The organism is Candidatus Paracaedibacteraceae bacterium (genome assembly GCA_019636055.1).
Lineage (GTDB): Bacteria > Pseudomonadota > Alphaproteobacteria > Paracaedibacterales > Paracaedibacteraceae > Paracaedibacter.
In genome coordinates this window covers 68,602-90,549 of sequence record JAHBYH010000002.1, presented here as the reverse complement: position 1 = coordinate 90,549, position 21,948 = coordinate 68,602, and the positions used below count along the sequence as shown (strand labels likewise).

Below are 21,948 nucleotides of genomic sequence, written 5' to 3'. Positions count from 1 at the left end.
GTCACCACGACATTGATCGAATAATAAACGGACTGAGCAGAGCAGAGATAGCCGTGGAAAACAATGCAATCCCCCCTTGCATAGCTAGATAATAACTTGCTTCTTGTCCTAGGGCAATGGCTGAGAATAAGGATTGAGCAATCAACAGTGAAGGAATTGCAAGAGGGAGGATGAAAATCGCTAAGATTGACTGGTTTTTTCCTTGAATCAGGGTTAACAACAAACACCACCCGCTTAGGCTTAATAGGGTTAGGCTAAACGCTGTTAGATAGATTGGTAATTGGGCTGAGGGAATCCAAAAGAGCAGATTAAAGACATAAGCAATACATAATGGTACGATTAAATAAAGGAAGCTTGCCCATAATTTTTGACTGATTAAAGATAGAGGGGGCATTTTATGTGCCAGGCACCAAGCAAGATGATCATCCTGAAAATCTTCAAAGAACGTTCCTTGAAAATAGCTCATAAAAACAATGATACCCAAAATCATCAGAACAAATGGGATGTGTATTTTGGTGAGGGATTGGCTAAGGGGGAATGTACAAATAACCCCAACAATCAGGTATAATATTATGAGTTTGGCCCAAGACGTAAACATACAAAAATAGTCTTTAACAACAATTATACGATGAGTGTACTGGAATCGAAAATAATATGGAAGTATGGTGGGTGGGTTACGCTTTAAATAAATCCATTTGGACAGGCGAACCCACCATGCTTTTGATTGGCTCAAAGGATTTTCGGTGATGAGGTGTAATGCCGCATTCGTGGATGGCTTTGATATGAGCAGCTGTACCATAGCCTGCATTCTTTGCCCAACCGTAACTCGGGTGAAGTTTGTCGAGATCTTGCATGATTTTATCTCGGGTGACCTTGGCTATAATCGATGCAGCGGCAATAGATGTTGATGTTGCATCCCCTTTGATGACAGTCATTGACGGACATGGCAGATTAGGTTTGCGGATACCGTCGATAAGGGCAAACTCCGGCTGCGTTTGTAAGCCAGAAAAAGCCCGTTCCATAGCAAGACGCGTTGCCCGCCCAATGTTTAATGAGTCTATTTCTTCAATGGTTGCAATCCCGACGCCAAAATCTAAGAGAGTCCCCTTTAAAGAAAGAATTAGATCATAAGCTTTCAGACGTTTTTTTTCAGTCAGCTTTTTGGAGTCATTAACGATTGAGCTAAGTTCATCTGGGATTTCTTGTGTGAAAAATACAAGAGATCCTGCTACGACGGGGCCGGCAAGGGGCCCACATCCTGCCTCATCGAGTCCGGCAATAACTCGAGCTTGACAGGTGTTTTCTAGATCAAAAGTTGGTCTAACCGTCTTCGTCATCGACGATAATCTCATTCAGTTTTGCTTGTTTGCGTCTAAGGCGATGTTGCACCCAACTAAACTCAGGACCAAATGCCATGATTAATAGCTTTGTAAAGCTTAAAGCTTTTGAATCAACGTGTTCCTTGATGCGTCGGGCGGAAGCAAGCCAAATCGGGCTAAAGCCTAAGGACAGAACTGTCATCGCTACAATAAGTTTTTGACCGTGATCATCGATAATTCCTGATTGATAACCGACTGTTGCTAGCAAAAAGGCAAATTCACCCAATTGCGATAGAACAACCCCGACTAAAAAAGACTGTGTTCGCGGTAGGCGCAGTAACCGTAAGATGCCAATATTCATCGCTGTTTTGCCAATGGTGATGACAAACAGCAAGACCGTGACCATAACCCAGTGTTCACTAATGAAATTGAGGTCAAGCAAAAGTCCAATAGACAGGAAGAATACCATTAACAAAGTGCTTTGAATGGGTTTCGTTGTCTCAAGCAAAATAATACGTTCATGGGTGTTTCCTAGAACAAGACCTGCCAAAAAGGCACCATATGCGGCTGAAAGTCCCATCAGCCCCGAAATAGCTGCTGCTGCAAAGCAGAACCCAAGGCTCGCCAATGGGGTGAGATCTTTTTCACCCGAGATAATTTGAGTCAAGGGAATACTAACACGTTGTTTTCGGGATAAATACGCGATGAGTCCTGCAATAATTGCAATAGAAGATCCCAGCTTAATTAGTAACCCCGGATCAAATATTGATCCTGTATTGAGGTTACGTAAAACCAAAATCATCGGGACAATGGCAAGGTCCTGTGCAATCAAAATACCGACGGCCAATTGTCCTGAATCTGATTTCATTTCGCCGATTCGCTCTAGCAAGTTGACAACAACAGCTGTTGATGACAGAGCTAATACAAATCCCAGAAGTAAGGACATGCCCAGTGACCAGCCAAACAAAGGAGCTAGGCCAAAAGAAATAACCAGACTAATAATTATTTGCATAACTGTACATACTGTCGTTTGAACCCATGCGTTTTTGAATGTGCGTAAATTCAGTTCCATCCCGACAACAAAAAGCAAGAGTAAAACACCTAATTCAGCCATGGTTTCAACAAGTTCCCGGCTTTCAACATAAGCAAATCCGGAAGGACCAAGGATAATTCCCGCAAGGATATATCCGAGGATTGGTGGTTGTTTTAGACGTACAAAACCCAAGCCGCCGACGAGTGCCGCAACGAGTACAAGTGTAATTTCAATGAGTTTTATATCATGGTGCATAGGTTAAACCTAGCACACAGAAGGGGTTTAAGGCAATGTGAATCACGCCCATGATTTGGTATATATTATGTTTAAAGTCATGACGTTATATGGTGCAATTGGCGTAATATAAAGATGTAATACATGGCTGACGAGTTAAGACTTGAATTTGGTAAGAATTAGAGTAATTTCTTAAAGAAATTAGACGAACTCACGTATCCAAGAAGCTGTGGAGAGTTTAAAAAAATATCTTAAGGTCGAATTATTTCAATTTATAATGAATGGGAGTGCTTCAAAGTGTTGGGCTTGAGTTAAAAAGAACTATAATTCATCTGGTTGTGTCATGCGTAAAATTCTGTAGATTTATACTCTATTCAGGCAATGGACTATTACTTTTATTAAGGATACTTTTTCTTCGGTTAATCGGTTAAAGAGTTGGTTTAATTATCAGGATAATAATCGTGGTATTTCTGCTTATTATAATCTGATTGATTGGGTTGGAGGATATCCATTTGAAGTCGCTAAGCCTGAAGAAGTATTTCACTATTTTCAAGACAAAGGCTTTTGTTTGTCTTATCTTAAAACCTGTGCTGGTGGGCTTGGTTGTAATGAATTTGTTTTTGTTAGCAAAAGACAATCTAATCAATAATCAAAAACTATGCGATTTAAGTAATTACTCCCGCGTTAGAAAGCTCTATACAATAGAGCTTTTTTATGTTTTGGTGTTGTTGTCCAATCTCAAACATACACCCAGTGCTGAATTATTTGAAATATAAACAAAGCTGTATATCTAACTGACATGTGCAACCTTGTTCGTAAAAACATCTGTGTTATTTTTTATTTATGCAGCCAACACTTCTTTAACTCGCTCGATCTTAGCCCCGCATCTGCTGAGTTTTTCTTCGATATGTTCATATCCTCGATCCAAGTGATAGACACGGCTAATCACGGTTTCACCTTCCGCAGCGAGACCTGCCAGAACAAGTGATACTGACGCTCGTAGGTCTGTTGCCATGACCGGCGCTCCTTTAAGTCTGTCAACACCCCGTACTAAGGATGTTGATCCATGAACGGTGATGTTTGCGCCCATGCGGCAAAGTTCAGGGACGTGCATAAAACGATTTTCAAATATAGTTTCCGTAATCATGGATGACCCGCTGCATATTGTCATCAGGGCCATCATTTGTGCTTGCAAGTCTGTTGCAAAACCGGGGTATGGTTCTGTCATGACATCAACACCCGTAATCGGTTGGCCTGACGATTTAACCCAAAAACCATCCGGTCCGTTTTCAATAAGTGCACCTGCTTTTTGTAGACTGGAAATAAACGAAGGCAAAAGGTCTATGCTTGTATTTTTAAGGTAGAGTTCACCTTTTGTGATGAGTGCTGCAATGGCAAATGTTCCTGTTTCAATCCGATCGGCGATAACACTGTGTTGTGCTGAATGAAGCGCTTTAACCCCATCGATCGTGATTGTATCCGTCCCATCCCCGTGAATGGTTGCTCCCATGGCTCGTAAGCAGTTGGCAAGGTCAATAATTTCTGGTTCACGCGCTGCATTAATAAGTTTGGTTGAGCCTGAGGCAAGGGTTGCTGCCATCATCAAGTTTTCTGTCGCTGTTACAGATACTAACGGCATGGTAATGATTGCCCCTTTTAATCCTGTGGGAGCGGAGGCGAAGATATACCCATCTTTGAGTTCGATTAGGGCGCCTAATTCTTCAAGACCGCTTAAATGAATATCAACAGGTCGAGTTCCAATGGAACATCCGCCGGGCAGCGATACTTTTGCTTCGCCACACCGCGCTAAAAGAGGACCCAAAACCAGAATCGAGGCGCGCATTTTGCGAACGATGTCATAGGGAGCTGTGGTATTGGCAATGGTTTGCGCCGTGAGACTAAGGGTTTTTGTTTTTAAATCCCACTGACAAACAACGCCATGTTGAGTTAATAATTCAACTAAAGAATGGATATCAGCAAGGTCAGGAACGTTTGATAATTCCAGTGTCTCTGAGCTTAATAAGGAGGCTGCGAGTAACGGAAGAGCTGCATTTTTGGCGCCGCTTATTTCAATAGTTCCTTGTAACGGTGTCCCGCCAATGATGCGAATCTGATCCATGATGTATCCAACTGTAAGTTAACGTATTTCTTATTCATATATCACAACAGGTGTCCCAACTTCAACTTCTTCAAATATTTCATCTATTTCTGAGTCAGTTAAAGCAACGCATCCTGCCGTCCAATCAACCCATCGATGAAGCTTTTGCATAAAGTTGGGCATGTAAGAGAGATATGACCGCATCCCATGAATACACAAATGGTCACCGATATCAACGCCTCTTGCTCTGGCGTCAGCCTTTTCCTCGGGGGTTGGGTAATTGATGACAAGGCTTTTGTGATACTCGGTTCCATCTAGTTTTCGTTTGACTTTATAAATCCCTTCAGGGGTTCGTTTGTCATTGCGATCAACTTTTCGACCTTGAGCCTGTCGTCCTAAGGCAATTGAAAATGTTTTGACAATTTTGTCGTCCTTGACAAGATTAAGTTCGTGACGGTGTTTGATAATTTCAATGCTGTCTACTTGTGCATAGGTAGGTATGCTGAGTAATATTGTCATTATCACGGACTTAATCATTGATGGTGCCCTCTTATAGGCGAGGCAAGGTTACCCCGCGTTGCCCCATATATTTACCGCTTCGGTCAGCATAGGAGACTTCGCAATCGCTCGTTCCTTTTAGGAATAAGAATTGGCAGACGCCTTCGTTCGCATAAATTTTTGCAGGTAAAGGGGTTGTATTTGAGAATTCTAAGGTAACGTGACCTTCCCATTCAGGTTCTAGTGGGGTGACATTCACAATGATGCCACAGCGAGCATAAGTTGATTTGCCAAGACAAATAACTAATACATCACGGGGAATGCGGAAGTATTCAACTGTTCGTGCTAGAACAAAACTATTGGGTGGGATAATGCAAACATCTGTTTCTTTTTCAACAAAACTTGTGTCTGTGAAGTTTTTAGGGTCAACGATTGCATTATGGACGTTGGTAAAAATTTTGAATTCCGGGGCACACCGTGCATCATAACCATAAGATGAAACACCATAAGAAATGACATCTTGTCGAACTTGTTTTTCAACAAACGGTTCAATCATTCCGTGCTTAAGAGATTGCTCCCGGATCCACGAATCCGGAAGGATTCCGCCATTGATTTGTGCATTTTGTAGTTGTTCTTGAATTGCTGTGACAGACATCTAAATTTCCTTTTTATACACACTCTTATGCTTCAGGGTAACAGGATTTATTTTCAGCTGTCTAGCGGTTTTTATAGGATGATAGGTCAGGGTGGTGAGTTTTTATTTTGAGTCAATAAAACACCGTTGTATCTTAATCCAAAGTCACGCATAATGACCCCATTAGCGTATAGGGAATACGGTGCAATCCCGTGACTGTCCTCGCAACTGTAAGTGGGAGTCTTATGCTCATTAAGCCACTGGAGAGATTCCGGGAAGGCGGCATAAGGTGAGAATCACGAGTCAGGAGACCTGCTGATAAATACCACGTTTCCAAAAGCGAGTGACTTTTTGGGCCGGCATCGGTTGTGGTCATGACAAACTGCAACTGAAAGTGATGTATGAAATTTCTTTTACCCCTACTGGCATCCGTGCAGGCTGAACAAGTCGCACCAACTGTTCATGTTAAGGCTAAAGCTATCCGTCAAATGCCATCATCCATTCATCAAGATGTTTTGACATCTCAGACAATCAAACGTCGCCAATATTCGACCTTGGATAGTGTGTTGAATAGTTTTCCCGGTACGGTTATTGTTCGCTCCGGAAATATAGGACAACCATCTTCTGTTTTTGTTCGAGGAACCAACTCAAACCACTTGCAGGTGCGTTTGGATGGCATGCGTATCAACTCACCTGACGCCGCCAACGGATCACTCGATACAAGCTTAATAGGGACAGAGAATCTCGCAACAATATCTATTCTGCGTGGCGGGCAGGGAAGTCTCTATGGACCGGATGCTGTTGGTGGTGTGTTATTGCTCACGACGCCAAAAGCTGAATCTTCGCAAGAGGATTTACAGGTAGAGTTCTCAAGTAATCGGGTCGCAAAAATTTCAGGCAGTGCCCAGCATCGCTATGATACTTTGGGGGTGTATCTCGGGGCGGATGGGGTGCGAAGTTCAGGGAATCATCAAACACCTGTGACGTATCGCCAACCATCTGGACATTACCCTCGTCTTTATTTTAGGCAGAACGGTTTTGTTGGGCGCCTTGATCATCAGTTAAACGATCGAAGCCATTTAATGCTCGTTAGTCGTTATAATCAGGCAGATGCACTGATTCAACTTTTTGATCGGGCATCACCTCAAGAGCGAGAAAATTTTCTGCATCGTGGTCAGCTATCTGTTCAACCGACCTTGAACTGGACGCATCTGTTTGGGGTTGGTTTTTTTCAGTCACGACAGAACAATGCAATTCGGGATCGATTCCAATCCCAAACCATGGGACAGCGTACCCAATTTGATTGGACGCAGACATATCAGAGCAGGGCGTTTGGTGATTTTTCGTTGATGCTTGAAGGTAGTCAAGATCGAGTCAAGCAGAACGATGCAAGATCATCCTTTGCCTTTCTACAAAATTCATTCGGTATGGGTTGTTTGTGGCAGAAAAAAGGGTCTTGGGTTGATTGGGATATAAGTCTTAGGCATGACAAAACCGCTTCGTTCGGGGCAACTGTAACCCATCGTGAAGGTTTTGTTTTGAAACCATGGTCTGGCGGCAAGCTAATAGCAAGTTATGGCACCGGTTTCAAGGCACCTACTCTTTACCAATTATATGCGAAAACCCCTTATTATTCCGGTAACCCTGATTTAAAGACCGAGCATTCACAGCAATGGGATGTAGGATTTGATCAGGTACTAGGGCGATGTTTTCGATGGCAAGAAACTTATTTTATGAACCGATTAACACGCCTTATTTATCCGACGGTGGACTTTCAGTCTAATACAAACTTAGGCCGAGCAAGAATCAAAGGACTTGAATCGGGTGTTTCATGGTTTTTTGGGGGGTGGATTGTCTCGTTTAATCATACGTTGATGAGGGCAGAAAATTTGCAAGATCGAACACGATTACTCAGGCGCCCGCGAACCAAACTTGCCGGCATAGTTTCGTATGAGTTGGACGACTGGTTGTCAAGTCTTGAGATTATCCGTCAAGGGCATCGACCGGATATCCATCCAACAAACTTTAGAAAAATAACGGCAAAACCATATACGGTGCTCCATCTTAAAATTCAAAAGAAGTTGACCTCAGGGACTAGGTACTTTGGGCGTATTGAAAATGTTTTAAATCGGAAAATTCAAGAACCAATGGGGTATAAACAAAGTGGTCTAGCTGTTTATTGTGGGATGGAGATGCGGTTTGTTTAAAGGGTATAAACTTAGCTTTATGTTTGCGAGTATTATTCATGTTGCTCCCTTTGTATTATTGGTGTGGGGGCAGAATGGTAAAATTTTAGCACCATCGGCTTCTATATCGTTTGATGTTCGTCTTGAAGTCATGCCTTGTGTCACACCGTGCAACCCTGCCCATAAAAAATCTGAAAAGGATCGAACGTTGGCTGTTCACTCCCAACCTGTAGTGTCACAGGTAACAGAGCATCACAAAACCGAGGTGGATGGTTGTGCCGAATTTTCTGTTGCTGAATTTATCAAGGGGAACCCCAAGCCGATGTACCCGGAAGAAGCGCGTATTATTGGAATCGAGGGAGAGGTTTTAGTTGAAGTAATTTTTCAGGATGGCGACCTTATTTCTTGTAGGATCATTGAATCCCCGCATGATTTATTATCCAATGCAGCAAAACAACAAATTGCTCAATGGGCTTTTCCTAAAACAAAGCAACGAATGACTCTGAAAATCCCTGTCGAATTCCAGTTGATATAGAGTTATAGAGCTTCACTTTCAATTTGATTGGGGATCTCTCTTTTTTAATCTTTCTTAAATCATGAAAACTCGAAGTTGAACTTCGAAATTTCATGAGTTCTTCTAATGAAGAGGTGAACCATGATTAATCGTTATCATTATCTTGAGCAAATCGAGCAAAACTTTGATGTTCACTCTGTTGTTGCCTTGTTAGGCCCGCGTCAATGTGGGAAAACAACATTGGCTAGGGAGTTTGCAAATTCATACAAGGGCGATGTTCATTTTTTTGATTTAGAAAATCCTCAGGATAGAATCTTAATGGACAGCCCTCAGCTTTTACTATCTGATTTGTCTGGTCTTATCATTATTGACGAGATTCAATGGTCACCTAACTTATTTCAATTTTTAAGGTATCAAGTTGATCAGCAGGGATAAGCACAGCAATTTTTGATCTTAGGGAGTGCTTCTCGGGATTTAATTCAATAATCATCTGAATCATTAGCCGGGCGTATCGGTTACATAACAGTGTCACCATTTTCAATTGTTGAGATTGATGATCTTGTTGGGTTGCACCAACGAGGGGGTTTTCCACGATCTTATTTAGCAAAATCGGATGCAGCCTCACAATTGTGGTTAGATAATTATATTCAGACCTTTCTTCAGCAGGATATTCCGCAACTTGGCATTAATATTTCTGCACAGACATTGTGGCGGTTTTGGAGTATGCTTGCTCACTATCATGGTAATATCTATAACTCCTCTGAGATTGGTCGTTCTTTAGGCGTTAGTGATCATACAGCCAGACATTATCTTGATATTTTAGTGGGAACCTTTATGGTTCGCCAATTATCCCCGTGGTTTGAAAATATTGAAAAAAGGCAGGTCAAGCGACCTAAAATCTATATTCGTGATTCCGGGATATTTCACAGATTATTAGGTGTTTCTGACTATTCGACACTTTTTAGGCACCCTAAAATCGGGGCATCATGGGAAGGGTTTGCTTTAGAGCAAACGATTCAGTTGTACCGCGCCAGACCTGAGGAATGCTTTTTTTGGTCAATCCATCAGCAAGGTGAGCTTGATTTGCTTATTATTAAAGACGGGCAGCGTCATGGATTTGAATTTAAATATTTAGATGCACCGGCATTAACAAAATCTATGATAATGGTTAAAGATATTTTGAAACTTGATTCTCTAGAAGTTATCTATCCGGGAGATAAGATGTATAAGATAGAGGAATCAATTTCTGTTGTCCCACTAAAAAAGATTATGAAAACTCGAAGTTGAACTTCGGAATTTCATGAACCTATGTTTCAATTTCAAGGGGAAATGTAACTTCTTCTTGAAAATCTGCGACGTTCAACTCAGCGTCAATGACAGCCATGAGTTTAGCTTTATTAGAATCAAATCCGGTTATTGTAATGACAGGATTTTTGAGTCTAGGTTCAAACATACGAATAGCATTTTCACATAATCTTGCAATGCGTGGGTAGGATCCTTTTGCTGTGGCATCATAGTGTGAAAAGTCTGACAACCCATACATTTGGGGAAGGGCAAAGTTCTTGGGGTTACTGGCTAACTGATCGTAATCTGATTTTCTGATGCCGGCTCGGGTGTTTAAGATTCGGGAAAGTTCATCTTGGATGGATTGCATGAGCTCAAAACGATTGTAATAACGTTTTGCCGGAATTTCTTCTGTTATACCACGATCATCATCGATGAGTTTTTCAAATAAAGGAATAGGAGCCCCCTGTGACCGTTTCGGTTCGGCCAAAGACTCCTTAATAATATCACGCATATCTTAGCCCTTTTAGGCTTCGATTTTACCTGTTGTATAATCGAAGTAGCTAACGTTGTTACCTTTAGCAGTCCCATCCTGGTTATACTGTACAATAGTATTTTGACGTGTTTCAGGTCGGAATGAAAGGATGAATTTATCGAGTTGTTGTTGTGTTGATTCAATACGGCAGTTTGTATAGGTGATGTATTGGATCGCAACTTTAAGATCTGTAATGTTGGCTAAGCGGATTAGCTTGATAGCTGCGATGTTTGAGCCTGAATACATTTTCGTTTCAAGGGATGCGACGTAATCACCGATTGGAATTGCAATCAAAACACTGGAGTGTTGAACAGCCGAGGTTGAAAACAATTGGTTTGCTGTATTTCCCTTGGTTAAGCGAGCTTGTTCTGAATACCAGCCTAATAATTCAACACACTGAGTTAAATCCGCATCGGTTCCATCCGGTGCCCCATCAATTGTGGATGACAGCAAATCATCAATCATTACCATCCATTCCGGTGTTGAGACATGAGATGTGTGAACAATTTGCGGTGAATGTTGTGGAATACCAATACCAAAACCAGCCCCTGTCATCTGTCCGACAGAATCTTGCATATTGCTGTGGGTCATACCACCTTGGCCAGGGATTATATTCGTCATATTATTCTCCAAATACTTTACGATCTTAAGTTAACAATAATACCTCCAGGATTAATTTTTAGTAAAAATTTATATTAATTTTTTATAAAAATAGTGCTAATTTCAAGAAATGAATGACAGGAGGGATTGATGAGAAAGACGATACTGTTACTTACTGTACTGTTAAGTGAGAGTCAATCAATGGATCGATTGTGGCACTGGTGGTCAGGTGAAACTCCTATTACAAGTCCGCAAGATTATTCCCAACGATGTTTGATCGGTAATGAATATCCTATTTTAAATCAGGTTGATCATGACTCACAAGGATCACTCCGCGGCGCTACGATCCCACCGACTAGTCTAGTCTATGAGCATGATGCTGCCAGCACACCATCAGATACGGTCTTGCAGACAAGTAGAAATCACTATATTAAAGCCACTATTGTATCCTTCCGGATGGAGCATTCTTTCACAGGAATATCTTTGGTAAAAAAATATCCCTTTGCTTTTATCGGAGGATATGCCGCAACATTTATTTTACCAACAATGATTTCTACCCCTATCTGGACACTTGGTATTGCCGGTGGGTTGGGGTACACATGGTGGTCCAATCGTGATGTCCTTGCTGAATCTTGGAATGATTTTAATAAATTGAAAAGACTAAGTGGGATACAAACATCATTGGGGCAGGCATTGTCTCGGTCAGGTTGTCACCTTGAACCAACTTTTAAGCCTGGTGGATTGATTCAATTCCAAGGGCATATTCCTAATGGTCTTATTCCCGGACAATCACTATATGTTGATTTAGTCGTTAGACCTACGGCTGAACTCACACTTTAGTGTTATTTTTTATCCGGTTTATAGAAATAAAAGTGTGCGACAAAAATGCGAAGTTTATCGGGGCCAACAATATGGTCTGCAACTCGTTGAAGGCGTTTTTCAATGGTATCTTGGTTAGGTTGTTGGCCTGGTAACCATTGATCACATAAAGCGCCATAGACATCAGCAAAGAAACGATCTTTGAAGATTATTTCGTAGGGTTTGTAAGGATAGATTGAGGTTGCATCTTTCGTCATAACATGAATCAACAAACGCACAAAAGCAAAGACTTGATCCCCCTTGACCACAGGGATGATTAAAGGCTGTAGTTCTATATAGGTTTCCGTTGTGTTTTTTAGAGCGCTATTGTCGCCTTTGTCATGGGCAAGCAGTAATGATAAAGTTAGGTATAATGTTTTGAGCATACAAATCTGAATCGAAGGGTAAACCTATGATCAGAATATCATCGCCCTAGCAGTTGCGCTAGTCTGTCCAACGAAGCGTTAATAAATCCCGGTTCTTGTCCGTCATAGAATGTTTTTGTTAGATTAACGTATTCATTGATAATGACTGCTTTTGGCGTTTCTGGAAATGAATGAAGTTCACATGTGCCACATCTTAAAATTGCTCGTAAAACATTCTCAATTCGCTCAAAAGGCCAATCTTTTGATAAGATCTGGGTAATCAATCCATCGATGTGGTCTGATTTTGAGTGCCAGCCTGTGACTAGGGCTTCAAACAAGTTTAGATCGGGATTTTTCATATGATACTGATCTGGATTTTTAAAACGAGTATTGATGAACTGACTGATGGCAACACGCGGATCTGATGGTTCCATTTCCAATTGATACAGAGCTTGCACTGCGCCAAGTCGTGCAGCTGAACGGCCTTTGAGAACAGCTTGGGGTTCATTTGTCATTTTTTTTCCTTATTAAAAAAACTATCAGCTTGGTCTTGTACTTGTGAAATAGTAGTTTGTACTAATTTTCGCCAGCTTTCAATTTCATTATCATTTGTTGTGGGTTGAAACGGTACGGGATCACCATAGATAAATATCCCTTTTGAAAACGGGAGAGGGAGTTTAAATTTATCCCAACTCTTAAATTGAATGAATCGAGACGTTGCATATGCCATGGGCATGATAGGGGCTTGTCCATGCCGAGAAAGTTGAATAATGCCAACGTTGAGTTCTCGGGCTGGCCCTCGAGGGCCGTCGGGAATAATTGCTGCAATTTCTTTAGATCGCAGAGCTTCGAGTAACGCCAAGAAAGCGCGTGCACCGCCACGGTTGGTTGATCCTGTTGTATAGTCAATTCCAAGCCGCTTAAACGTACGTGCAACCATCATACCATCTCCGTGACCGGATACCATTGAGAGGATCCGTTTATGAGGCCAGAAATTCATAAAAGGTATCATAGCCAGATTACCGTGCCAGAAACAAACAATCAAAGACCCCGCATTAAAGTAAGAGTCTGCTTTATCTTTGCCAATCCATGTCCATTTTGTCGTATAAAACACGAGTTTTAAGTACAGACTGATGATCCAAGACAAAAAGTTCTGAAAGCCGGGGCTTTTCGTGAACTGCTTTAGCCAGCGTTTCATTGACCGTCCTCATCTTGCGATCGAGACTGTGCTTGCCAGAGTTCTGCATAATGACCATTCTTTTTGATTAGTGTTTCATGGTTGCCGACTTCAACGATGCGTCCTTGATCCATCACGTAAATGGTATCAACGTTAATAATTGTCGATAAACGGTGGGCAACAATAATTGTCGTTTTGCCTTGCATGAGCGCTTCTAATGCTCCTTGAACGTGACGTTCCGAATGGGTGTCGAGGGCACTTGTTGCTTCATCAAGTAATAAGATAGGCGCATTTTTTAGCATCGCTCTTGCAATTGCAATCCGTTGGCGTTGTCCGCCTGATAGCATAACACCATTTTCACCGACAATTGTGTCGTACCCTTTAGGTAGTTTCATGATAAAATCATGAGCTGCGGCTGACGTTGCTGCATCAGTGATATCCTGATCACTGGCGCCAAAACGACCATAGGCGATGTTGTTGCGAATTGTATCATCAAATAGGGTGATTTCTTGGCTGACAAGGGCAATATGACTGCGCAATGAAGCCACGGTAATATCCTGGATTGAGACATCATCAATTAAAATCTCGCCGTCAGTAATGTCATAAAACCGAGGGATGAGGTTGATGAACGTTGATTTCCCGGATCCGCTGGATCCGACAAGAGCGATGCTTTTTCCCTGACTAACACTTAAGTTAATATCAGATAGCGCGGATGTTCCGTTAGGATAGGTGAAACTGACATTTTTAAAGGTCAAGCGCCCTTGAATATCCGTAATCGGTTTGGCTGTGTTTTTATTAACAATAAGCGGTTGAGTGTCAATGGTTTCAAAAACACGCTGTGCGGCACTAAGCCCTTCTTGTAAACTTGTGTTGAGGTTGCCTAATCGCTTTAACGGGTCATAACATAACAACAAAGCCCCGGTAAATGAAATGAATTCACCTGCTGTTCTTGTGCCTTTTAGGACTTGCCAGCCGCCATAAGCAATGATCAAAGTTGTGGTCAGGCCACCTAAAACCTCAATAATGGGGGAAGTTGTTGCGCGAATGCGCGTTGCTTTTGTAATAAGCTGATATACGCGTTCTGTGGCCGATTCTACCCTGCCAATTTCATAGGGCTCCATGCCATAGGTTTTCACAACGCGCATGCCTTGGAAAATTTGTGACAGTTGGGACGTGATTTTCCCAAATTCATCTTGGGTATTATACGTTACTTTGCGCATCCGTCGTGATATTTTTGATATGGGCAAGACAATTGATGGTAATAAGAAAAAAGCAATCGATGCTAGCATCCAATCCCGGTAGAACATAATCCCGATTAAGACAATAAGCGACGTCAAATCTTTACCTAATCCGACAATGACGTTACTAACAGAATAACGCATCAACATAATGTCATTGGTAAACCTGGAAATTAACTCACCACTTGAGTTGCGGTGATAAAAATTTAGGTCCAATTTCATCAGGTGAGAGAATAGCCTGTTTTGCAGATCACAAATAATCCGCTGTCCTATGACAGACATGGTAATAGCCTCGCCATATGAGGCAAAGCCGCGTACAGCAAACGCCACAAATACCGAACCACTGATTACAAATAAAAGGTCAGGATTTCCTTTGTAAAAAACATCGTCAAAAACAGGTTGTAAAATAAAAGGAATTGCGCCATTAGCGGTGGCTGCTAAAATCATAAAAACAATAGCAAATAAAAATCGCACGCGATAGGGCATCACGTGTTCATTAAAAAGACGGGCAGCCAAACGACGTGTTGGGCCATCCGACATGATTTTCTTGATAATTTTACTCATTACTTTATTTTTAGCTGATTTTAGGGGGAAAAGGCTAGTAAAATAATTAGCAACCTCTTATTAGAAATAATCTAAGGAGATCTATAGCTTTAGACAGGATTCTTTTATGATTCACTGCTTCAGGCTATTAAAATCAATCTGTAAATGCTTGATACTCGTCTTCGATTGTTAATCCTGAATTCAGGACACGGTTATTGGGGTCAAATAACTTCATTAGGTTTCCGTTCTTAGATTTCTCCAAAACCGCTCTTGCTTGCTTTACTAATTCAGTTGTGAGAGGTATTGACGAATCGTAAGTAAAAAAAGCATCTTCAAGATTTTCTGCCATATCATATTCGATGAAAAGAATCGATGATTCAGTATGGTTTCTCCTAATTCTAATCCACTAATGGTGATCAGAACGTGCATAAATAATAGATTTGTTAGGGCTAAAGGAGATAACAGTAGCATCTAAAAAAAGCCCGAAGCTCATTATTCGCTACTATCATAATGTCTTGACAGGGTGATGATTTCTTTTTTCCCTATTGGCTGAGGTTTGAATAACGGAGAACGGTTTTAGGAAGGGAGATTGATGATTGTAACCAATAAATTCCATGCTATTTGGGCTGATAGAACAACCGACAGGTCGTTCAAAGGTGTTATTCTTAACATTTTTACAAACAGCAAAACTGACAGTTTCCTGGCCAGCCATAATTTGATCGGTGCGTACTAGGGTAATCTCAGAGGTAAAGATAGGATGAACTGTATAAACAAATAAGTAAAATAACTGGATAATTTTCTTAACGATTCTTATATAAGGTAAGTTAATTGTATTTTAGAAGGTTCCTTATGTATACAGTATTTAGACTTGATTTTTTTGTCTGTAGTGTTGTTCAAGATCACAGTGACCTCAAAAATACGTTGCAGTATTTTCTTAATAAAACCATTATTAGTGGGGACAATCTTAATGATTAAAAAGTTTTTTCTAAGTTTATTGTTTGTTGGAGCAGTAGCAGCCCAAGATCATATTCGCTGGACATTACCTTCTAGTTCTTCTGATGTTGGCGCCATCGATACACAATGTCGTCAGGATCTCATTATTTGTTCACAAGAACGTTATGTAGACTTTCTCAAAGAAACTGGATGTGATAGTCTTCCTGAAAAAAAAGTTGATTATCAACAATTGAGTCCGATGGAAGCGGCGGTGATTTTCCAATCTGCCGATATTACCTTTGTGAAACAGGGGGAAGCTAAGATCAGAAGTAAGCCACAAGCGACGCATTATTTTGCAACTCATAGTCTTATTGACTGTGTTGGTATTAGTATTTGGACACCAACAGCAACTTATTTCTCTCATATGGATATTGTAAGTATTGTCAATGGTAAACTGGGGCGGTTATTAGATCGAGTTGATTGTTCTCAACGGCAAGAAGCAAAGGTAACCCTAGTCTCGGCTTATAAAACACGTGTGTTATCTGAAACTCTTAAGGCGTTGCAGGAACGGAACTATCGAGATATTAGCCTCGATATTGAAGACGCTGTTATGTTGTTTGATTCAAGAGATTCTGAATTGTGCTCTTCAGAGAAAATTTGCCCTGTTTCAGCCTTTGGTGATGATTTATCAAAACTGAGAAATAAAACGGTTGATAAGTTACAGCGATTACAGAAAGATGGTTATTTTGGTGTCAAATCTCTTTTTGTTCATGCACAAACAGGGCAAATTCTAACGCTATCACCAGTTGATAAACGAGGGAAAGATCACTATATCCTCTATGAAATTCAAAAACTAAAGGAATCTAAATGATTTTTACGTTTTGTTTTCTTGCTTTGTTTGTGCTTGTGATGTTTTGGGTATACTGGAAGGATTCATCGCAATCCGCAAGAACTGTTGCCGTTAAAAACAATCCGACACAACGTCTTTGGGCGTGGATTTATTTTTTTGCTGATTTGGTGGCTGAGTTTCTTATTGGGGTGTTGACTATTTTCTAAGAGAATCACTCACACACGGTGGTACAAATTCTGATATATCACCGTCATGAGTGTAAATAGATTTTACAATGGTTGAGGATATAAACGGATAATCTTGAGCAGACAAAAGAATGGTTTCCACTTCGGGAGCCATTTTTTTATGAGCATGAGATAGTTGAGCCTCAAAATCATAATCGTTGGTATTTCGCACTCCGCGAATTATGGTGTGTGCGCCAACGCGATTAACTAGGTTAAGCAGTAACCCATTAAATAATATAACATCATATTGACAATTAAGCTGAGCCTGATTTAGGGATTGGTTAACCCAGTCAAAGCGTTGCTCTACTGCAAATAAGGGTGATTTTGTCTCATTATGGGCAATGCAAATATAAAGAAAATCAACGAGCCTTGAGGCTCGTTGAATAATCTCGAGATGTCCCCAAGTTATGGGGTCAAAGCTTCCCGGATAAAGCCCAATCTGCATCCTTAGGCCTTGGCATCGTTCAACGATTTTTTGAGGGATTCTTTATCCCCAGGCATAAGGATTTGTGTGTCTTCGCCATCAAACATAATGATGGTTGGGGTTGCATCAAGGCCAATTTTGACAGCCAGTTCATGGTTGGATTTGATTTCCTTGCGGACTTCATCACTATCCATGGTTTTTTGTAGTTTTTTCATATCAAGACCTAATTCTTTTGCCATTTTTAGGAATTTAACTTTGTCGACCTTTTCATTGCTGGTTGCAATGCGCATGATTAGGGATTCGTATTTATCATATCCTTGCTTTGCTGCGGCCATCAATCCTGTGACAGTGTCAGCTGATTCATTGCCCATAATTGGCCATGGACGCATATAGACTTTTAGGTTGCTATATAATCCTTTAACCTCGTTTAAGTTTGCTTCGAAGTGACGGCAATGGGGACAATTCGGATCAGCGAAAACAACCAGTTTCACATTGCCGTTTGGATTGCCGCCAACAACAGCAGTTTTATCATTGAGGAGATCATCCTTAAACTTCGTCATTTTTTCAGCTTCTTTTTTCAGTGCTTCTTTTTGCTGTGTCTCACCGTAATTTTGGATTGCTTTGACTAAAATGTCCGGGTTTTTCTCAATAAACTCCAAAACAAGCTTTTGAATGTCAGCTTGTTGCGTTGGTGAGAAAGACGATGGTGTAGCTGCTTCGATCACTTTACCATCAGTTGTATGACTTTCATTGGGGTCAATTGCTTTAGCTTCAAAAGCTTTGTCATCATCATGATCTTTTTTTGTGTCGTCCGTCTTTGTTTCAATTGGCTGGGCTTCGGCTAGTTTTACTGTGCCATCAGCCGCGATAGATTCAACTTTGGCTGGCTCTTTTGTTTCTGCTGTCGTTTCTTTTTTTGTGTCATCAGCTTTTATCTCTTCAGGTTTTGCTTGAGGGGCTGCTGCTGCTTTATTATCTGTCGTTGATAGCGGGAGCAATTCCATTTTCTTTGGTTCTGCTTTTGTCTCAGCAAAAGACGCCGTTGTTAATAAAAGTGCAAGAAATGATGTTCTGATCATAATGTCCCTTTCGAAATTCGTATCGCTTTACCTATAGTGTAAATACAATTTTAACTATTTGAAAGAGGTTAATTTTGATGTGATCAGGACAGCGACCCCAACTAAGACGATACTTGGTCCACAGGGCAGGTCAAAGAATAAGGAGGCAAGAAAACCTAAAAGGAAGATAATGATTGCCATAACGATAGATCGAACGACCATGCGTTCAGGTGTGGTGGCAGAGGTTGAACTGGATGCTGGAAATATAAGGAGTGCAGGCAACATCAGTCCCCCTATGATTTTGATGGCAACGGCAGTAGTAATAGCCATTAAGGTAAAGAGGACTGCTTTCATCAATCGAACGTTAATAGTTTGTGTCTTGGCGAGATCTTCGTTGATGCTGAGGGTTAGTAAGGATCTCCAGAATACCACGCAAATTACAGTTGTCATGAGAGTACACCCTAAAATAAGGGTGATATCCCGCGATGTGGTTGCAAAAATCTCTCCGAATAAAATTGTCTCGGGGTTAATCTGTAGGGTTGGGTTTTTCGATAAGACAATTAAACCTAAGGCGAGCCCCCCATAAGATACCATGCCTAGCCATGTATCCAGAGGAAGTTTTGATGATTCTTGATGTTGAGATAAAATCAAAACAGCAACTAATGAAGATGCAAGCACACCGATCTCTGGGCTAAGATTCAACAACAAGCCTAAGGCGACGCCTGAAATTGCAGCATGTCCCATAGCATCTCCGAAAAAAGTCATGCGTTGCCAAAGGGTAAAGCATCCTAATATACCAAGTGGAATGGCAAGGAGACATCCGGCTATCAGAGCAAGTTGAACGAAGTTTTGCCCAAGGAGATCAATCATGATTTTTACCCCCTGAACAAGGCTCGTCGTGACGATGAGTGTGATGATGGGTGTAAACGGCTAAGCTAGAGGCTTCAGACTTTGATCCAAACAGTTGAGCATAGCTTGGATGTTGAGCCACATCTGACGGGGTGCCAGAACAACAAACGTGTTGATTCAGACAAATCACTTCGTCTGAGGCTGCCATGACAAGATGGAGGTCATGGGAAACCAAGATAACAGCGCATCCTAATTCATCGCGGATGGAGGCAATCACAGAGTATAACTCAGCCTGTCCCATTACATCGATGCCTTGGGCAGGTTCGTCCAGTACCAAGACATCCGGAGTTTGCATCAGAGCATGTGCTAAGAGGATTCGTTGCATTTCACCGCCAGAGAGGACGTGTAGTGATCTTGATTTAAGGTGGCAAGCACCAACCCGGTGGAGTATTTTTGCAATTTTTTCTTTTAACTCAGTATTCTGCTGAGGGGTTGCTAGTTGTAGGAATCTCTCAACGGTCAATGGCATGAGCGGATTGAGTTTTAGTTTTTGGGGCAAGTAACCAAAGATAATATCTTTGTCATATTGGATTTGTCCAGATGAAGGCTTGATGAGCCCTAGAATTAATTTGAGCAAAGTTGTTTTCCCTGCCCCATTTGGCCCAATAATGGTCGTGATTTTTCCTTTTGTAATCCTGAGGCTGATATCCGTCAGAATATCTTGGTATCCTAAGTTGATTAAGGTAACAGATGGGCTGTCCATGACTAAAATTACATTTTTTCTTCGTGAGGATAAACGCCCCACAATTTAATTTTCCTGAGCCACCCTGTATGACCATTAACGTCAACTTGGCACCATTCCGCATCACATTTTTTTACTTTGACGATAACGTCAGGTTCTAGAAAGGCAACAACCCGTGCATCTTGTTTCGGCTTTGAGCGAATCCGATGGCGACGTTCTTTAATCATCGCTGTTCGTTTGCCGGAGAGGAGGCTCTTGTGAACCCAACTTGTGGCGCCATCTTTGTCTTTGATTTGTCGCCATGTATCAAATTCAGCAATAATTTCAACAGGGAGTCCTTGACGTGTATAGGTCCACTCAATGGGATAAGTTTTGCCGGGTCCCACATGAACGTTGACTTTGTTGGATCGAATTGAGGCAAATCTTGGTAACGGGAGCTTTTCTGTCGCCGCCTGAGCACAGTTTAGGAGAGTAATTCCAAACAAAAAAGCTTTGATCATGCTTATTCCGTAATTCCTGTAGAGCCAAAACCACCTGATCCGCGGACTGTTGCCTCAAGTCCGTCAACTTTGTTCCATATGACGCGTTCGTGTTGAGCAATGACCATTTGAGCAAATCGCGTACCACGACTGATGGTAAAGGGAGTTTGGGATAGATTAATCATAATGCCCATGATTTCCCCTCGATAATCGGCGTCGATGGTGCCGGGTGCGTTCAAGACAATGACGCCATTCTTAAGGGCAAGACCTGAGCGAGAGCGAACTTGAGCCTCATATCCTGTGGGAAGAGCAATTGCAATGCCGGATGGGATCAATTTGATCTCACCCGGATTTAAGGTGATGTCTTCGTCAGTGGCAGCATAAAGATCGAGGCCTGCGCTTTGTTCCGTGCCGTATGATGGCAACGGTAGGTCGCGACCATGGGGAAGCTGTTGCAGGTCAACAGTTATATCATTTGTTGTTAAAGTTAAAGCTGTGGCAGACATTATAATTTTATGGTTTGTGGGCACTATGAATACAGGATACCCCATTTATGAAATTTTTCCAACCGACGTTAATAAAACCTGTATTGTTTAATAGATCTGAAAATGTCAGCTGATCCGGGAATTTACGAATACTCTCGACAAGGTATTGGTATGAAGCGCGGTCATTGGCAACCCATTGACCAAGTTGGGGTAAGATATCAAATGAATAGCGATCATATATTTTTTCAAGCATTGGATTGTCCACTTTACTGAACTCAAGACAAATAAAACGCCCGTTAGGTCTTAAAACTCGAAAAGCTTCATGTAAAGCTTTTTCTAAATTTGTTACATTCCGCATGCCAAAGGATATGGTGTAAATATCAAAACTTTCATCGGGGAACGGCAAATCTTCAGCGTTTCCACACACCCAGTCAAGGTTATTGATAATGCCCCGATTTAGGGCACGTTCTTGGCCCACATGCAGCATATTCGGGGTTAAGTCACAAATAGTGACGTGTGGAGCTAGATGCGGGTATGCTTCTAGAATTTTAAATGCGATATCCCCTGTTCCGCCTGCAACATCCAGGATTTTATCGCAAGGTTTAATCGGTAAGTTTGAGACAAAATTATTCTTCCAATAGCGATGAATCCCCAAACTCATGAGGTCATTCATGATATCATATTTTTGGGCAACGCTTGTAAATACATCTTGAACGCGTCGCGTGCGATCCTCTGGTGTGGTTGCTTGAAATCCAAAAAAGTTCTGAATCATAATGATTTGTACGTCA

General features: G+C 41.4%; 27 protein-coding genes and 1 riboswitch. Of the genes, 7 read left to right on the top strand and 20 right to left on the bottom strand.

Features of this window, described 5'->3' with window-relative positions:
- Position 1 precedes the first annotated feature (1 nt).
- The 6 genes from KF820_03905 to KF820_03880 all read right to left on the bottom strand — a co-directional run bounded on the left by KF820_03905 (position 2) and on the right by KF820_03880 (position 5,837).
- Positions 2–598, bottom strand: a complete 597-nt coding sequence (locus tag KF820_03905; protein MBX3457490.1) for a heme exporter protein CcmB — start codon at positions 596–598, stop codon at positions 2–4.
- 76 nt (positions 599–674) lie between these two features.
- Positions 675–1,337 carry a ribonuclease HII gene (locus tag KF820_03900; protein MBX3457489.1) on the bottom strand — a complete coding sequence of 221 codons (663 nt, stop codon included), beginning with the start codon at positions 1,335–1,337 and terminating at the stop codon, positions 675–677.
- Complete coding sequence (locus KF820_03895; GenBank protein MBX3457488.1) at positions 1,321–2,607, bottom strand: cation:proton antiporter; 1,287 nt, start codon at positions 2,605–2,607, stop codon at positions 1,321–1,323. Before KF820_03895 ends, KF820_03900 begins: the two co-directional genes overlap by 17 nt.
- An 820-nt stretch (positions 2,608–3,427) precedes the next feature.
- Positions 3,428–4,705: a UDP-N-acetylglucosamine 1-carboxyvinyltransferase gene (murA, locus tag KF820_03890; protein MBX3457487.1), complete on the bottom strand. Its 1,278-nt coding sequence runs from the start codon at positions 4,703–4,705 to the stop codon at positions 3,428–3,430.
- A 30-nt stretch (positions 4,706–4,735) separates the two neighbouring features.
- Entirely contained in the window at positions 4,736–5,221 is a 486-nt protein-coding gene (locus KF820_03885) for a L,D-transpeptidase (GenBank protein ID MBX3457486.1), read from the bottom strand.
- 13 nt (positions 5,222–5,234) lie between these two features.
- Positions 5,235–5,837 carry a dCTP deaminase gene (locus tag KF820_03880; protein ID MBX3457485.1) on the bottom strand — a complete coding sequence of 201 codons (603 nt, stop codon included), beginning with the start codon at positions 5,835–5,837 and terminating at the stop codon, positions 5,235–5,237.
- Between the two features lie 146 nt (positions 5,838–5,983).
- Positions 5,984–6,151, top strand: a riboswitch (cobalamin riboswitch).
- A 66-nt stretch (positions 6,152–6,217) separates the two neighbouring features.
- On the opposite strand from KF820_03880, the gene KF820_03875 reads away from it, so the two are divergent.
- The 4 genes from KF820_03875 to KF820_03860 all read left to right on the top strand — a co-directional run bounded on the left by KF820_03875 (position 6,218) and on the right by KF820_03860 (position 9,803).
- Positions 6,218–8,023 (top strand): TonB-dependent receptor, encoded by a 1,806-nt coding sequence (locus KF820_03875; GenBank protein MBX3457484.1) that lies wholly within the window; start codon positions 6,218–6,220, stop codon positions 8,021–8,023.
- On the top strand, positions 8,016–8,537 hold the full coding sequence (locus KF820_03870; GenBank protein ID MBX3457483.1) for a TonB family protein: 522 nt from the start codon (positions 8,016–8,018) through the stop codon (positions 8,535–8,537). Before KF820_03875 ends, KF820_03870 begins: the two co-directional genes overlap by 8 nt.
- 120 nt (positions 8,538–8,657) lie before the next feature.
- Positions 8,658–8,951 (top strand): AAA family ATPase, encoded by a 294-nt coding sequence (locus tag KF820_03865; GenBank protein MBX3457482.1) that lies wholly within the window; start codon positions 8,658–8,660, stop codon positions 8,949–8,951.
- A gap of 90 nt (positions 8,952–9,041) precedes the next feature.
- Entirely contained in the window at positions 9,042–9,803 is a 762-nt protein-coding gene (locus tag KF820_03860) for a DUF4143 domain-containing protein (protein MBX3457481.1), read from the top strand.
- Between the two features lie 19 nt (positions 9,804–9,822).
- Here KF820_03860 and tssE read toward each other — a convergent pair whose 3' ends face one another.
- Together tssE and KF820_03850 are read right to left on the bottom strand one after the other, a co-directional pair.
- A complete protein-coding gene (gene tssE, locus KF820_03855; GenBank protein ID MBX3457480.1) occupies positions 9,823–10,314 on the bottom strand; it encodes a type VI secretion system baseplate subunit TssE in 492 nt (163 codons plus the stop codon).
- A gap of 12 nt (positions 10,315–10,326) precedes the next feature.
- Positions 10,327–10,911: a hypothetical protein gene (locus KF820_03850; protein MBX3457479.1), complete on the bottom strand. Its 585-nt coding sequence runs from the start codon at positions 10,909–10,911 to the stop codon at positions 10,327–10,329.
- A gap of 174 nt (positions 10,912–11,085) precedes the next feature.
- Between KF820_03850 and KF820_03845 the strand changes: the two genes are divergently transcribed.
- A complete protein-coding gene (locus tag KF820_03845; protein ID MBX3457478.1) occupies positions 11,086–11,775 on the top strand; it encodes a hypothetical protein in 690 nt (229 codons plus the stop codon).
- A 2-nt stretch (positions 11,776–11,777) separates the two neighbouring features.
- Here KF820_03845 and KF820_03840 read toward each other — a convergent pair whose 3' ends face one another.
- From KF820_03840 to KF820_03820, 5 genes are all read right to left on the bottom strand, one after another.
- Complete coding sequence (locus KF820_03840; GenBank protein ID MBX3457477.1) at positions 11,778–12,179, bottom strand: hypothetical protein; 402 nt, start codon at positions 12,177–12,179, stop codon at positions 11,778–11,780.
- A 38-nt stretch (positions 12,180–12,217) separates the two neighbouring features.
- Positions 12,218–12,673 carry a transcription antitermination factor NusB gene (gene nusB / locus KF820_03835; protein ID MBX3457476.1) on the bottom strand — a complete coding sequence of 152 codons (456 nt, stop codon included), beginning with the start codon at positions 12,671–12,673 and terminating at the stop codon, positions 12,218–12,220.
- The gene (locus KF820_03830) at positions 12,670–13,356 is read right to left on the bottom strand and encodes a lysophospholipid acyltransferase family protein (protein ID MBX3457475.1); all 687 of its coding nucleotides are present in this window, start codon (positions 13,354–13,356) and stop codon (positions 12,670–12,672) included. Before KF820_03830 ends, nusB begins: the two co-directional genes overlap by 4 nt.
- On the bottom strand, positions 13,353–15,137 hold the full coding sequence (locus KF820_03825; protein MBX3457474.1) for an ATP-binding cassette domain-containing protein: 1,785 nt from the start codon (positions 15,135–15,137) through the stop codon (positions 13,353–13,355). Before KF820_03825 ends, KF820_03830 begins: the two co-directional genes overlap by 4 nt.
- Before the next feature lie 133 nt (positions 15,138–15,270).
- Positions 15,271–15,465 carry a hypothetical protein gene (locus tag KF820_03820; protein MBX3457473.1) on the bottom strand — a complete coding sequence of 65 codons (195 nt, stop codon included), beginning with the start codon at positions 15,463–15,465 and terminating at the stop codon, positions 15,271–15,273.
- 618 nt (positions 15,466–16,083) lie between these two features.
- On the opposite strand from KF820_03820, the gene KF820_03815 reads away from it, so the two are divergent.
- The gene (locus KF820_03815; GenBank protein MBX3457472.1) at positions 16,084–16,920 is read left to right on the top strand and encodes a hypothetical protein; all 837 of its coding nucleotides are present in this window, start codon (positions 16,084–16,086) and stop codon (positions 16,918–16,920) included.
- On the top strand, positions 16,917–17,105 hold the full coding sequence (locus KF820_03810; GenBank protein ID MBX3457471.1) for a hypothetical protein: 189 nt from the start codon (positions 16,917–16,919) through the stop codon (positions 17,103–17,105). The genes KF820_03815 and KF820_03810 overlap by 4 nt, the downstream gene beginning before the upstream one ends.
- On the opposite strand, the gene coaD is transcribed toward KF820_03810, so the two are convergent.
- The 7 genes from coaD to ubiE are packed head-to-tail and all read right to left on the bottom strand — an operon-like array spanning position 17,095 to position 21,932.
- Positions 17,095–17,568, bottom strand: a complete 474-nt coding sequence (gene coaD, locus KF820_03805; GenBank protein MBX3457470.1) for a pantetheine-phosphate adenylyltransferase — start codon at positions 17,566–17,568, stop codon at positions 17,095–17,097. The genes KF820_03810 and coaD overlap by 11 nt on opposite strands.
- 2 nt (positions 17,569–17,570) lie before the next feature.
- Positions 17,571–18,626 (bottom strand): thioredoxin domain-containing protein, encoded by a 1,056-nt coding sequence (locus tag KF820_03800; protein MBX3457469.1) that lies wholly within the window; start codon positions 18,624–18,626, stop codon positions 17,571–17,573.
- 54 nt (positions 18,627–18,680) lie between these two features.
- Positions 18,681–19,475 (bottom strand): metal ABC transporter permease, encoded by a 795-nt coding sequence (locus KF820_03795; protein ID MBX3457468.1) that lies wholly within the window; start codon positions 19,473–19,475, stop codon positions 18,681–18,683.
- Complete coding sequence (locus KF820_03790; protein MBX3457467.1) at positions 19,468–20,217, bottom strand: ATP-binding cassette domain-containing protein; 750 nt, start codon at positions 20,215–20,217, stop codon at positions 19,468–19,470. The genes KF820_03795 and KF820_03790 overlap by 8 nt, the downstream gene beginning before the upstream one ends.
- Positions 20,218–20,225: 8 nt before the next feature.
- Positions 20,226–20,696, bottom strand: a complete 471-nt coding sequence (locus KF820_03785; protein ID MBX3457466.1) for an SH3 domain-containing protein — start codon at positions 20,694–20,696, stop codon at positions 20,226–20,228.
- Positions 20,697–20,698: 2 nt separating this feature from the next.
- Positions 20,699–21,181 (bottom strand): dUTP diphosphatase, encoded by a 483-nt coding sequence (dut, locus tag KF820_03780; GenBank protein MBX3457465.1) that lies wholly within the window; start codon positions 21,179–21,181, stop codon positions 20,699–20,701.
- A 7-nt stretch (positions 21,182–21,188) separates the two neighbouring features.
- Positions 21,189–21,932 carry a bifunctional demethylmenaquinone methyltransferase/2-methoxy-6-polyprenyl-1,4-benzoquinol methylase UbiE gene (gene ubiE, locus KF820_03775; GenBank protein MBX3457464.1) on the bottom strand — a complete coding sequence of 248 codons (744 nt, stop codon included), beginning with the start codon at positions 21,930–21,932 and terminating at the stop codon, positions 21,189–21,191.
- Positions 21,933–21,948 lie beyond the last annotated feature (16 nt).

What these genes read in the sequence shown, in the direction of transcription:
- KF820_03905 (MBX3457490.1), bottom strand. Translation starts at nt 598, where the DNA reads ATGTTTACGTCTTGGGCCAAACTCATAATATTATACCTGATTGTTGGG.
- KF820_03900 (MBX3457489.1), bottom strand. Translation starts at nt 1,337, where the DNA reads ATGACGAAGACGGTTAGACCAACTTTTGATCTAGAAAACACCTGTCAA.
- KF820_03895 (MBX3457488.1), bottom strand. Translation starts at nt 2,607, where the DNA reads ATGCACCATGATATAAAACTCATTGAAATTACACTTGTACTCGTTGCG.
- murA (MBX3457487.1), bottom strand. Translation starts at nt 4,705, where the DNA reads ATGGATCAGATTCGCATCATTGGCGGGACACCGTTACAAGGAACTATT.
- KF820_03885 (MBX3457486.1), bottom strand. Translation starts at nt 5,221, where the DNA reads ATGATTAAGTCCGTGATAATGACAATATTACTCAGCATACCTACCTAT.
- KF820_03880 (MBX3457485.1), bottom strand. Translation starts at nt 5,837, where the DNA reads ATGTCTGTCACAGCAATTCAAGAACAACTACAAAATGCACAAATCAAT.
- KF820_03875 (MBX3457484.1), top strand. Translation starts at nt 6,218, where the DNA reads ATGAAATTTCTTTTACCCCTACTGGCATCCGTGCAGGCTGAACAAGTC.
- KF820_03865 (MBX3457482.1), top strand. Translation starts at nt 8,658, where the DNA reads ATGATTAATCGTTATCATTATCTTGAGCAAATCGAGCAAAACTTTGAT.
- tssE (MBX3457480.1), bottom strand. Translation starts at nt 10,314, where the DNA reads ATGCGTGATATTATTAAGGAGTCTTTGGCCGAACCGAAACGGTCACAG.
- KF820_03850 (MBX3457479.1), bottom strand. Translation starts at nt 10,911, where the DNA reads ATGCAAGATTCTGTCGGACAGATGACAGGGGCTGGTTTTGGTATTGGT.
- KF820_03845 (MBX3457478.1), top strand. Translation starts at nt 11,086, where the DNA reads ATGAGAAAGACGATACTGTTACTTACTGTACTGTTAAGTGAGAGTCAA.
- KF820_03840 (MBX3457477.1), bottom strand. Translation starts at nt 12,179, where the DNA reads ATGCTCAAAACATTATACCTAACTTTATCATTACTGCTTGCCCATGAC.
- nusB (MBX3457476.1), bottom strand. Translation starts at nt 12,673, where the DNA reads ATGACAAATGAACCCCAAGCTGTTCTCAAAGGCCGTTCAGCTGCACGA.
- KF820_03830 (MBX3457475.1), bottom strand. Translation starts at nt 13,356, where the DNA reads ATGAAACGCTGGCTAAAGCAGTTCACGAAAAGCCCCGGCTTTCAGAAC.
- KF820_03825 (MBX3457474.1), bottom strand. Translation starts at nt 15,137, where the DNA reads ATGAGTAAAATTATCAAGAAAATCATGTCGGATGGCCCAACACGTCGT.
- KF820_03820 (MBX3457473.1), bottom strand. Translation starts at nt 15,465, where the DNA reads ATGGCAGAAAATCTTGAAGATGCTTTTTTTACTTACGATTCGTCAATA.
- KF820_03815 (MBX3457472.1), top strand. Translation starts at nt 16,084, where the DNA reads ATGATTAAAAAGTTTTTTCTAAGTTTATTGTTTGTTGGAGCAGTAGCA.
- KF820_03810 (MBX3457471.1), top strand. Translation starts at nt 16,917, where the DNA reads ATGATTTTTACGTTTTGTTTTCTTGCTTTGTTTGTGCTTGTGATGTTT.
- coaD (MBX3457470.1), bottom strand. Translation starts at nt 17,568, where the DNA reads ATGCAGATTGGGCTTTATCCGGGAAGCTTTGACCCCATAACTTGGGGA.
- KF820_03800 (MBX3457469.1), bottom strand. Translation starts at nt 18,626, where the DNA reads ATGATCAGAACATCATTTCTTGCACTTTTATTAACAACGGCGTCTTTT.
- KF820_03795 (MBX3457468.1), bottom strand. Translation starts at nt 19,475, where the DNA reads ATGATTGATCTCCTTGGGCAAAACTTCGTTCAACTTGCTCTGATAGCC.
- KF820_03790 (MBX3457467.1), bottom strand. Translation starts at nt 20,217, where the DNA reads ATGGACAGCCCATCTGTTACCTTAATCAACTTAGGATACCAAGATATT.
- KF820_03785 (MBX3457466.1), bottom strand. Translation starts at nt 20,696, where the DNA reads ATGATCAAAGCTTTTTTGTTTGGAATTACTCTCCTAAACTGTGCTCAG.
- dut (MBX3457465.1), bottom strand. Translation starts at nt 21,181, where the DNA reads ATGTCTGCCACAGCTTTAACTTTAACAACAAATGATATAACTGTTGAC.
- ubiE (MBX3457464.1), bottom strand. Translation starts at nt 21,932, where the DNA reads ATGATTCAGAACTTTTTTGGATTTCAAGCAACCACACCAGAGGATCGC.